Genomic DNA, 11,757 nt, shown 5'->3' with positions numbered 1-11,757 from the left:
TTTATTAACTAAATTTTATAAAAAACATCACTATAACATCACTTCATTACATCAATACATCAAAATATCAAATTGCACTCAATTAAAAATTTCTTGTCAAAAATCATTTGTAAGAATATAATCGAAGAGCAGTATTTTAGTAGAAAGTAGAGGAAAACTACATGAAATTTTCAGAAATGCCATATAAGCATGTGGATATGGATGAAGTGAAGGCTTTTTTTGAAAAGTTGATCACTGACAGTAAAAATGCTAAGAGCGGAGAAGAGCAGTTTGAGCTCCATAAAAGCTACTATGATTTTATAGGTGAAGTACAGACAATGATGATCATTGGAAGTTTTCGTCATGATGTAGACACAAAAGAGCCATTTTACGCGAAAGAGCAGGAGTATATTGATGAGATAGGGCCTGTGATTTCCCAGTATAAGAATGATTATAAGAAAGTGATCTACAACTCTCCTTATAGAGATTACCTTGAAGAGAAAATCGGCAAGGTAGCATTCAAGAATATGGAGCTGGATTTTGCTTCAATTGATGAGAAAATCCTCCCTCTTATGCAGGAAGAGAACGCACTTATCAATAAGTATGACAAGATAATTGCTTCTGCAAGGATTCCTTTCAAGGGAGAAGAGTACAATATTTCACTCCTTAGAAAGTTCCTTACAGGTAACGACAGAGATGATAGAAAAGCTGCATGGAAGGCTCTTTCAGACTACTTTATGTCAGTTACCGATGAAATTGACGATATCTACGATAAACTGGTTAAAAACAGGACACAACAGGCAAAAGAGCTTGGTTATGAGAACTATATCGAGCTTGGCTACAATCGTATGATGAGAAATTCATACAGAAGACCTCAGGTTGAGAATTTCAGAAAGCAGGTTAAGGAGTCGTTTGTTCCGCTTGTTTGCAAGATTCAGGAGGCTCGACGAGAGGACTTAGGCCTCGATGAGCTTAAGTACTTTGATAATGAGGTCTACTTTAAGAATGGAAACCCTGCACCGATAGGAACTCCCGAGGAAATCATGAAGGCCGGACAGGAGATGTACAGAGCCCTGTCACCCGAGACAGCAGAGTTTATCGATGTCATGATTGAAAATGAGCTCTTTGATGTTCTTGGCAGAAAGAATAAGAAGCAGGGAGGATATATGAACTTCCTTCCGAAGTACAAAGTGCCGTTCATTTTCGCGAATTTTAATGGAACAGCAGGCGATGTAGATGTAGTTACTCACGAGTGCGGACATGCATTCCAGGGCTATGTTACAAGAAATGAAGAGATTATCGAGCATAATGACATTACCATGGAGACTGCAGAGATCCATTCAATGTCCATGGAATATTTCACATATGGCTGGATGGATAAGTTCTTTGGCGATAGAGCAGATGATTACTTCAAGATGCACCTTAGAGATTCAATTACTTTCATTCCTTATGGATGTATGGTTGATGAATATCAGCACATCGTGTATGAGAAACCTGAAATGACACCTGCTGAGAGAAAACAGGTATGGAAGGATCTTGAAAAGACTTACAGACCCTGGCTCGATTTTGATGGAGATCCGTTCTTCGCAGAGGGGGGCTTCTGGCAGAAGCAGGGGCATATTTTCTGGTCACCTTTCTATTACATTGATTATGTACTTGCAAGTGTAATAGCAATGCAATTCAAGGTATGGATGGATAAGGATTACAAGGATGCATGGAACCACTATCTTGAGCTTTGTAAGATATCAGCAAGTAAGTTCTATGAGGATATGCTTGATGAGGTAGGACTTAAGAGTCCCTTCAGAGATGGTACAATCGCTGAACTTGCAGTAAACATGCAGGATAAGGCTCAAATTTAATAATGATTTAAAATTAAAATAGCATGTGTTATTCAACACATGCTATTTTTATACCCTTAAAGGTGGAATTATCCATTATTTCTTAGCTAAAAGCGCATCCAGCTTCTCTTTGTTGATCTGACCATTAGCCACGGTATTAGCCATCCAAATTTTCAGAGACTCAACTGTCTGATCAATCTGAGACAACTGCTTCTGTATGTTTACAAAATCAGGCAGTTCATCATCGGATATGATGCCATCAGCTGTGATATCGATAAGTCTGTTCCTCTGCTCATCAAGTGAATTAAGAGAAGAGAGCATAGCAAGAACTATTTCGGACAAAGTGGATTCTTTTGCAACAGGAACGGAATCCTGACCTATCCTACACTCATGTGTGCAGTAAAAGTTGCAAAGCTCAGGCTTTTTGTAAGCTTCAGCCATTGCTACAACATCTTCAGGCTGAATTGCTGTCTTCTCGGTCTCGATCTTCTCAAGACGGCTCTCACTTATAAAGCCTATACGTTCACTGGCCTGTGCTCTTGTAAGACCTGCCTCTTCGCGGCTCTCAAAGTATATATTCTTGTTTTCCTTGATGGATTTTTTCCCCATTTTTTGCTTCCTCCATAAAAACTCTTTCATACAATAATAACCGAGAATGCAGAACTTGTCTAATGTTATATGGAAAAATGGCCCTCAAAATGCACTTTTTAACAAAAAAACAAAGAGCCGACATGCGGCTCTTCGTTCTGAAGGAGGTATATAGATTATACCGCTGTATTTTGTTTTATATCGTTTAGCCATCCCTTAATATCGGAAACACCGGGATAAAGTCTGTAACCATCATCCTCAGGGATAGCAAGAGTCGGTGCCTGCATTATGCCAAGTTCCTTAACAAGTTCAGCATTCTCGCCGGCATCAAGCAGTTCGTATTTTACTCCTGCTTTATCCAGTAGAGAGCTTGCTATTTTACAATTTGGGCAGGTCTTTGTCTTAAATAAAAGTACTGATTTAGTATCGGTTGTTTTTATATCAATCAAGTTATTTTCCAGCTCTGCAGCTGTTTTAGCGGTTGCAGGAGAATCCTGAGCACGTATGTTTTCTTCGCAGGAAACAGGAGTATTTATCTTTTCATGCTTCAAGGTTGAGTGAGCGATATCATATACTTTTCTGTCCTTGTATTCCTGAGCCTTGCCGTCGTTCCAGTTGGCAACAGGTCGATAATAGCCTGTAATACGGCTGTAAACTTCGGTCTTCTTTCCGCAGATTGGACATACAGTCTGCTCTCCGGAAAGATATCCATGCTCCTTACATACGGAGTAGGTAGGAGACATTGTATAGTAAGGGAGTCTGTAATTCTGGGCAATTTTACGCACCAGATTAGCGGCTGCCTTCCAGTCGGGAAGCTTCTCACCGAGGAATGCATGGAATACTGTTCCTGAGGTATACAGAGTCTGAAGCTCATCCTGAATATCGAGAGCTGAGAAAATATCCTCTGTGTAGCCAACAGGCAGGTGCGATGAATTGGTGTAATAAGGAGTCTCGTCCATATTTGCGGTTATGATATCGGGATAGAGTTCCTTATCGTGCTTTGCAAAGCGATAGGTTGTTGATTCAGCAGGAGTTGCCTCAAGGTTATAAAGATCTCCATATTTCTCCTGATAGTCGGAGAGGCGGTCTCTCATATGAGTAAGTACCTCTTTGGTAAACTCTTGAACCTTTTCGCTAGTCATGTCAGCTCTGAGCCACTTGGCATTAAGGCCGACTTCATTCATACCTATAAGGCCAATTGTTGAAAAATGGTTACTAAAGGATCCCAAATATCTCTTGGTGTAAGGGTAGAGTCCCTGATCCAGAAGCTTACTGATTACCTGACGCTTTGTATTAAGACTGCGGGCAGCGATGTCCATAAGACGATCTAATTGACTGTAGAAGTCATTTTCGTCCTTGGCAAGATATGCGATTCTGGGCATGTTAATGGTTACAACGCCGATAGAACCGGTTGATTCGCCTGATCCGAAGAATCCGCCTGATTTCTTTCTCAGTTCGCGCAGATCCAGTCGTAATCTGCAGCACATGGAACGAACATCACTGGGTTCCATGTCAGAATTAATATAGTTTGAAAAATACGGTGTGCCGTACTTTGCTGTCATTTCAAAGAGAAGCTTGTTATTTTCAGTCTCACTCCAGTCAAAATCACTTGTTATCGAATATGTGGGAATAGGATACTGGAAGCCACGTCCGTTGGCATCGCCCTCGATCATTATCTCAATAAATGCCTTGTTGACCATATCCATTTCACGCTGGCAATCGCCATAGGTGAAATCCACCTCTTTTCCGCCTACTATAGCACTAAGATTCCTAAGATCAGCGGGAACAGTCCAGTCAAGAGTTATGTTGGAGAAGGGCGCCTGTGTGCCCCATCTGCTAGGTGTATTTACACCATATACGAAGGACTGAATGCACTGCTTGACTTCCTCATAGGAGAGGTTATCAATCTTAACAAAAGGTGCAAGATATGTATCAAAGGAAGAAAATGCCTGAGCACCTGCCCATTCATTCTGCATGATCCCGAGGAAATTAACCATCTGGTTGCAGAGTGTGGAGAGGTGATTAGCAGGCGCGGATGTGATCTTGCCGGGAATACCGCCAAGTCCTTCCTGAATGAGCTGCTTAAGACTCCATCCTGCGCAATAGCCTGAAAGCATAGCGAGGTCGTGGATATGAATAGCGGCGCTTCTGTGGGCTTTTGCGATCTCTTCGTCATAAACCTCAGAGAGCCAGTAATTAGCCGTTATAGCGCCCGAATTTGAAAGAATGAGGCCACCTATTGAATATGTAACGGTGGAGTTTTCCTTAACACGCCAGTCATTGATTTTAAGGTAGTCATTTACCAGGTCCTTGTAGTTTAAAAGGGCAGAATTTATGTTGCGGACCTTTTCACGCTGTTTTCTGTAAAGAATATAGGTCTTTGCAACATCAGAGTAACCGGACTCTGAAAGCACCTTCTCTACGCTGTCCTGAATCTGTTCAACTGTTATTTTATTATTGGTAATTTTGCTTTCGAAGTCTGATGCAACACGTAGGGCTACGAGATCTATCACACTGGTGTGATAGGGCTTTTCAAGAGCCACAAAAGCCTTAATTATAGCCGAAGAAATTTTAGAAATGTCAAAACTTGCCACACTTCCGTCACGTTTTACAACATCATACATAAGAACACCCCCATTAGTACTTTGAACACCCATAACTATAAGTTACCACAGATATACTAGGTGGTCAATATATAGACAGGTTATTAATGTACAACACTATATATTGTGTTTTTGGCTTGTTTAGGGCGAAAATTACAGCATTACAGGTGTTTTGAAAAAAGGCTATTTTGAATAATTATTTTTTGTCATATAATAGGGGGTGAAAATAATTTCCAATGGCAGAGGTTAATACTATTGAAACAATTTAATTATGAATTTACGGGGATATCAGATGTAAGCAAGGCCCTTTCAGAGATATATGCTTACACTCAGAGAAATTCTTTCAAGTCTATCTTATTCCACCTATACACAATCGAATTCAAAGAGGATGAGATTCGTGAGATTCAGCAGGAGATCAGGGAAATGTATCCTGATGCGCATATAGCCGGAACAAGCTCTAACGGTGATATTTGCGATGGACATCTGGCTGAGAGTGGTCTTGTTATGGCTGTTTCAGTATTTGAGAGTACGGAAACGAAGGTTACGCTTCTTAAATGCGGACCTGACATGGAAGATGAAATAGGCACAAGGATTTGCACAATCATCGATGCTTCTGAGGATATCAAGGCTGCTGAGCTTTTAATAACACTAAAATCTCTTAACAGCTCGAAGATTCTTGAAAGGGCTGAAAAATGCAGAAATGATGTTGTTATCTTTGGTGGTGGAAGCGCCGCTAAGCATATCGCAGATTCGGAGACAATGGTTATCGGTGATGACGGGATAAGTCACAAGGGCGTAGTCCTCGTTACATATTCCGGTGAGGATTTCCACATAGATGTTCACCATGCAACCGGTTGGAAGCCCCTTGGAAGAGATCTGACAGTAACAAGGATTGAGGATAAAAGGCTTTACGAGCTCGATAATTTACCGGCAGGGAACATCTACAGCAAATATCTTGATATACAGGCAGATGAGAACTTTTTCGCCAATATTTTGGAGTTCCCGATCATGTCGAATCAGCATGGATATGAAGTACTTCGTATGCCATTTTCATGCAATACTGAAGACAATTCTTTTATGCTTGCGGCTGATATCAAGCAGGGATCCAAGGTTAATCTTTCCTACGGAGATCCTGATGTGATCAAATCGGATGTTGAGGATGTTGTATGGAATGTAAGAAGCTTTGCTCCGCAGGCAGTTTTTCTGTATTCATGCGGTGTCAGAAGGCTTTACTGGAAATATCTTATCAATAAAGAGACCGGGCCCTTCAGTCTGATCGCGCCGGTCAGCGGATTTTACTCCAGTGGCGAGATAATGCGAATGGGCAATTACATCATTGAGCATCATGTGACGCTGATTGCTATAGGTATGCGTGAAGGGGCGCAGGCAATGTCTCAGCCGACAGGTATCGGGGATAAGGAGATAGAGGTTCCCGAAGAGCAGAAGATGCACGGACAGCTTTCTATGGTCAGAAGGCTTGCTAACTTCATAAATGTTATCGAGGCGGAACGCCTGTCTGGGGATCAGGATAAATAGAGCTGGTAACTGGATGTATTCAAATAATTAATGGGAGATATAATTAGGTATGAAAGCTAAGAAAAGTTTTGTTGTTTCAGCTGTTTTTGCGCTCTTAACACTATTATTGATAGTGCTTGTTAAGAGTTGTGATGTATCTGAATGGGAGTTAACAGGTACTCCTATCGGTCTGTATGGCATAAATACTGCAGTTCACAGGATTTTTGGTATGAATATCATGTGGTATTCAATTACGGAATTATTTGGAATTCTGGCACTTCTGGTATGTGCGGTATTTGCTTTTGTAGGCCTCCTTCAGTTAATCAAGAGAAAGAGCCTTTTTAAGGTAGATCCTCTCATAATCAAGCTTGGCGGTCTTTATGTTGTTGTACTTGCCCTGTATGCACTTTTTGAAAAGGTGGTAATAAATTACAGACCTGAGTATCTGTTTCAGGATGAGCTTGAAGCGTCCTTCCCTTCATCGCATACAATGCTTATCTGCGTGGTTATGGGAAGCGCAGTCATGGTGTTGGGAAAATACGTAAGAAATGAGAATATGGCAAAGCTTTTGAAAATACTTTGCATTGTGATCATGATAATCACGGTTATCGGCAGACTTATTTGTGGTGTACACTGGTTTACCGACATTTTAGGCGGAGTATTTATCAGTATAGCGCTACTTGCTCTTTTCAGAGGAATTGCGGCTCCCGAAATAGAGGAGTAACGCATAACTATTAAATTATTGCTGATCTTCTTCAATCCAGGCTGCAATGATATTTGCAGTCTGGGTTATTTGCGCATAATTGGATATTTCGGGTACGCCATCGCCGTTCTGGATGCCGTAACTGCCAAAATATGAATGGTTTCCACCTTTGATGATGCGCTCTTCGGAGTCCTTTGGCCAGAACTTTTTACTGTCCTCATATTTCTCAAGGTCGAGCACCTTATCGCATGAGCCATAGATTGAGAGCAGACGGATATCGCTGTCTGACAGATCCGTGGTGGGGTAGGATGCGCATAGAATAAGTCCTTTGTAACCTGAGGTTGCCTCGTTATCGTCTGATTGGTCGTTTTTAAAATTGAAAGGTATCGGATTGCTGCTGATATGCAGTCCTGCAGCCACGCCTCCAAGAGAGTGACCTGCAAGATACCAGTCCATATTACCCCTTTCTTCAAAGAAAGACTCATAACCGGAAGTCAGTGAATTTACGGCACTTGTATTTAAAAGTGCCAGATTATCGGGCATTTTGGGTACAAGACACAGATAACCCCTTGCACCCAGCTCATACATGAGCCCGTTGTAGGAGGTGTATTCTACTTTTCCACCGGGATAAAATACAATAACAGCCTTTATTTCCTCTTTTTGAGGAATGAAAACCATACCGTTTTTATCTGAGTAGGAGTGAACCTCATTGCTAAGAAGCTCTTTTATGTTATCAGTAATGCTAATATCAGTTCTATAGTAGTTATGAGTATAGAATTTGAACGCAACGAAGAGACCTACTACGGCTATCAGAATAAATATTATGATCCATTTAAGAATTTTCTTAATTTTTTCTAACATCTTACGCCTTTATTTATATAATCAGAAAACCATTTACTTGGATTTCGTGAGGATATTATCATAAATATCAGTATAACACAATAATTGCATTAAAATGTTATAGTTGCATAATTTCATGCGCTGTGATTATAATTAAAGACCAATCTAAACAGCAATATCAAAGAGAGGTTAATAATGGCAATTTTAAAGCTAAAAGCAGCAACAAAGGATTATCTTTGGGGTGGAAATAAGCTTGTCACGGATTTTGGTAAGACACCTGCAGGTGACGTTACCGCCGAGAGCTGGGAGCTTTCATGCTACCCGGGAAGTGAATCGGTCATCGAGAACGGGGACTTTGCAGGTAAGACTATTACTGATTATATAAGTGAAAAGGGAAAAGGAGTACTTGGATCAAAATGCGGGAAATTTGAGGATTTTCCCGTGCTTATCAAGTTTATCGATGCCAAGAAGGATCTTTCTCTTCAGGTTCATCCTTCCGATGAATATGCAAGGAAATATGAAAATCAGTACGGAAAAACCGAGATGTGGTACATAATCGATGCCGAAGAGGATGCATTTTTGTATTACGGTTTTAAACGTGAGATTTCAAAGGAAGAATTTGCAAGAAGAATAGAGGACCAGACGCTTACTGAGGTGCTGAATCCTTATCATGTAAAAAAGGGTGATGTTGTATTTATTGAGTCAGGCACTATACACGCAATAGGAGCCGGTATCCTGCTTGCTGAGATTCAGCAGAACTCCAATGTCACATATCGTGTATACGACTATGGACGCCGCGATAAGAACGGCAATCTCAGAGAACTCCATGTTGATAAGGCGCTTGAAGTAACAACCCTTGCACCTGCAAAGAGAGTTGACCCTGTGGACGGACATATCGGATCATGCAAGTACTTTGCGGTTGATCGTGTGACTCTTTCAGGTAAAATCACGGATAAAATTACAGGAACTGTTTCGGATGAGACATTTTTACATATACTCATTCTTGATGGACAGGGCAGGATTGTGAACGGAAGTGATGAGCTTGAATATAAAAAGGGTGATAGCTTCTTCCTTCCTGCAGGTAGCGGTGACTATGAGATCACAGGTAAGTGCGAGGCGCTTATTACCTATGAGGAATAAATAGCATAGGCTATTAAAAGGACAATACTTTTAAACATGCCGCATTTGACATCAGATATATTTAAAAAACCTCCCACGCGTATAAAACGGTGGGAGGTTTTCTTATGCCTTTATTCAAGTCCTGATGCTGATTTATTAAGCAGCATTCTCTTTCTTGTTAGCGTTTTTCTTGTTATTGTGCTGAGCAACAAGTACCTTCGCAGCGATTCCTGCGAGTACAAGTGACAGAGCAACGAGGAATACGGCGATTCCTGCCTGGATAAGTGCCCAGATGTCAGCAGCACCTGAACTGAATGCTGTGAGCTTTGCTGTAATTGTCTGGATAAGTGAGCAGATAGTTACTGCAAGCATGAATACCATGGGTACATAGAACATCTTGTTGTTCTTTCCTACAGAACCGAGCCATGTGCAAACTGCAAGAAGTCCTACAGCAGCAAGAAGCTGGTTAGCTGCACCGAAGAGAGGCCAAATCTTTGTATATCCTGTCATACCAAGAGCTACACCGAGAACAACTGTGATAACAGTTGCTACGTAAGGATTTGCAAGAACCTTCTTGTAGCCTGTAGCTTCGTTTGAAGTCTGGCCCTGCTCAAGGAAGAACTCCTGGAACATGTATCTTGCAAGTCTTGTAGCTGTATCAAGTGATGTAAGGCAGAAAATTGATACAGCAAGGATAAGCATCTGGTACATGATGTCCTTCATGCCGGGAGCAAAGCTTCCGATCATTGCTGAAAGACCGCCTGCAAATACCTGAGTGGGGCTTGCATAGGTTCCATCTGAAGCAGCGGACCATACAAAACCGATTGCGCAAAGTGAGATAACAGCAACGGTACACTCAATGAGCATTGAGCCGTAAGCAACGGGCTTAGCGTTTTTCTCGTTGTCGAGCTGCTTAGCTGATGTACCGGATGAAACCAGTGAGTGGAATCCGGAAATAGCGCCGCATGCGATTGTTACAAAAAGTGCAGGGAAAGCTGTTCCTGTTGTGAATACGCCTGTTCCCTTAAGTGATGCATCTCCCATAGCGGGAACTGCGAACTGACCATGTCCTGTTACTACTGCACCTACTACAGCGATAACACCTGCTGCGATCATGAAGTAGAGAAGGAAGGAGCTGAGGTAATCTCTGGGCTGCAACAGAATCCAAACGGGAGTTACTGAAGCAACAAGGATATAAGCTCCAACTACCCACATCCATGTGTTGTAGGTAAGTGAGATAGGATGGAAGTTAAGGCCGATAGCTACGATAGCTGCGATACCAAGACATCCAGCTACAGATGCAATACCAACAGGTGCGTTCTTTCTGTATACAAAGTATCCAAAAACCATAGCAAGTGCTATGAAAAGGATTGAAATCATAGCTGTAGACTCGTTAGCAGCGAGAGTTGCGCCTTCAACAGCTGCTCCTGCTGCGGTTGTTGTGCCGAAGGTACTAGCAACGATTGAGCTGAAAGCTGCTACTACGAGTAATAGTGTAAGGTAACCAAATGTAAGGAACAGCTTCTTTGCTGTTCTTCCCATGGAATCATCAATGATTTCGCCGATTGACTGACCCTTATGGCGAAGGGAAGCAAAAAGTGCGCCAAAATCATGGACACCTCCAAAGAAAATACCACCGATGAGTACCCAAAGCAGAACCGGAACCCATCCGAAAACTGCCGCCTGAATAGGTCCGTTTATAGGGCCTGCTCCTGCGATTGATGAAAAGTGATGACCCATAACTACCGGTGTTTTAGCAGGAACGTAATCCATACCGTCCTCAAGCTCGTGCGCCGGAGTCTTGCGACTCGGGTCAATTCCCCATTCTTTTGCAAGCCAGCCACCGTAGAAAACATATCCGGCAGCGAGGATTGCAATACTTACAATAAGTAATACTGCTGCATTCATATTCTTTCTCCTCCTTAGAAATCCCCCTTAGGGTATATATCAACTGACGGATTCATAGACCTCGTCAGTTGCAGCCTCTGTAAAATTTTCCGAGAAAGCACCTGTTTTGTTATAGACATCAATTAACAGGTCCTTTAACTCTCTGCCAGAATAATTGGTAGTTACATCGCCATCCTCCAAAGAAACCACAGCGAGTCTCGCTTCACTGTGTCCTCTGAAATTGAAAAGATAACCTCTGTCGAAGTGGAACTTTTTGATAGCCTTTTTTAGTGCTTTATCGGGCGTTTTAGACGCCAAAACCACAAAAGTAAGGTAAGTGCACATGTGATCCTTTTCAGGGTACTTCTGGCCCATTCTGACGAATTCCGGCTCGGCGTGATCCCTGATGACTGACATGATGTTTTCAAGCTTCTCATTTGTGAACTCGTCTTCTCTGATAAAAAGAACATGTTCAAAGGCTTTGATAGCCCAAAGCTTTGCCTCTTTTTTCAGGACGTATTTCTCGCTGAGTGAGCAAAACCGCGCATATGCAGGATATGTGGTGTTACCTAATGTGAAATTGTTTGTGATATCGAAGCTTGCTTCATATCTTCGAAGAAGCTCTTTCAGATAGACATCCCCAAATGTCATAAAATGTCCCCTTTTTTATTGACTTATTTTACTT

Annotated in this window: 9 protein-coding genes; 4 read left to right on the top strand and 5 right to left on the bottom strand. The window is 41.8% G+C overall.

Features of this window, described 5'->3' with window-relative positions:
* Positions 1-161: 161 nt before the first annotated feature.
* Positions 162-1,838, top strand: a complete 1,677-nt coding sequence (locus G586_RS0108530) for a M3 family oligoendopeptidase (RefSeq protein ID WP_026527426.1) — start codon at positions 162-164, stop codon at positions 1,836-1,838.
* 75 nt (positions 1,839-1,913) lie between these two features.
* Here G586_RS0108530 and G586_RS0108525 read toward each other — a convergent pair whose 3' ends face one another.
* Positions 1,914-2,426: a helix-turn-helix domain-containing protein gene (locus tag G586_RS0108525; RefSeq protein WP_026527425.1), complete on the bottom strand. Its 513-nt coding sequence runs from the start codon at positions 2,424-2,426 to the stop codon at positions 1,914-1,916.
* A gap of 155 nt (positions 2,427-2,581) precedes the next feature.
* Positions 2,582-5,029 carry a ribonucleoside triphosphate reductase gene (locus tag G586_RS0108520; protein ID WP_026527424.1) on the bottom strand — a complete coding sequence of 816 codons (2,448 nt, stop codon included), beginning with the start codon at positions 5,027-5,029 and terminating at the stop codon, positions 2,582-2,584.
* A gap of 234 nt (positions 5,030-5,263) precedes the next feature.
* Between G586_RS0108520 and G586_RS0108515 the strand changes: the two genes are divergently transcribed.
* Together G586_RS0108515 and G586_RS0108510 are read left to right on the top strand one after the other, a co-directional pair.
* Positions 5,264-6,544, top strand: coding sequence for an FIST signal transduction protein (locus G586_RS0108515; RefSeq protein WP_026527423.1), 1,281 nt, complete (start codon positions 5,264-5,266; stop codon positions 6,542-6,544).
* Between the two features lie 49 nt (positions 6,545-6,593).
* Positions 6,594-7,247 carry a phosphatase PAP2 family protein gene (locus tag G586_RS0108510; protein ID WP_026527422.1) on the top strand — a complete coding sequence of 218 codons (654 nt, stop codon included), beginning with the start codon at positions 6,594-6,596 and terminating at the stop codon, positions 7,245-7,247.
* 15 nt (positions 7,248-7,262) lie between these two features.
* Here G586_RS0108510 and G586_RS22240 read toward each other — a convergent pair whose 3' ends face one another.
* Positions 7,263-8,087 carry an alpha/beta hydrolase gene (locus G586_RS22240; protein WP_051204659.1) on the bottom strand — a complete coding sequence of 275 codons (825 nt, stop codon included), beginning with the start codon at positions 8,085-8,087 and terminating at the stop codon, positions 7,263-7,265.
* 174 nt (positions 8,088-8,261) lie between these two features.
* Between G586_RS22240 and G586_RS0108500 the strand changes: the two genes are divergently transcribed.
* Positions 8,262-9,206, top strand: a complete 945-nt coding sequence (locus G586_RS0108500) for a type I phosphomannose isomerase catalytic subunit (RefSeq protein ID WP_026527421.1) — start codon at positions 8,262-8,264, stop codon at positions 9,204-9,206.
* Between the two features lie 135 nt (positions 9,207-9,341).
* Here G586_RS0108500 and G586_RS0108495 read toward each other — a convergent pair whose 3' ends face one another.
* On the bottom strand, positions 9,342-11,093 hold the full coding sequence (locus tag G586_RS0108495) for a carbon starvation CstA family protein (protein ID WP_026527420.1): 1,752 nt from the start codon (positions 11,091-11,093) through the stop codon (positions 9,342-9,344).
* A gap of 39 nt (positions 11,094-11,132) precedes the next feature.
* Positions 11,133-11,723: a hypothetical protein gene (locus G586_RS22235; protein WP_051204658.1), complete on the bottom strand. Its 591-nt coding sequence runs from the start codon at positions 11,721-11,723 to the stop codon at positions 11,133-11,135.
* Positions 11,724-11,757: the final 34 nt, after the last annotated feature.

It is taken from the genome of Butyrivibrio sp. VCD2006, from assembly GCF_000423925.1.
Classification (GTDB): Bacteria; Bacillota; Clostridia; order Lachnospirales; family Lachnospiraceae; genus Butyrivibrio.
The sequence above is the reverse complement of the archived record's forward strand: the minus strand, read 5'-3'. Positions and strand labels throughout refer to the sequence as shown.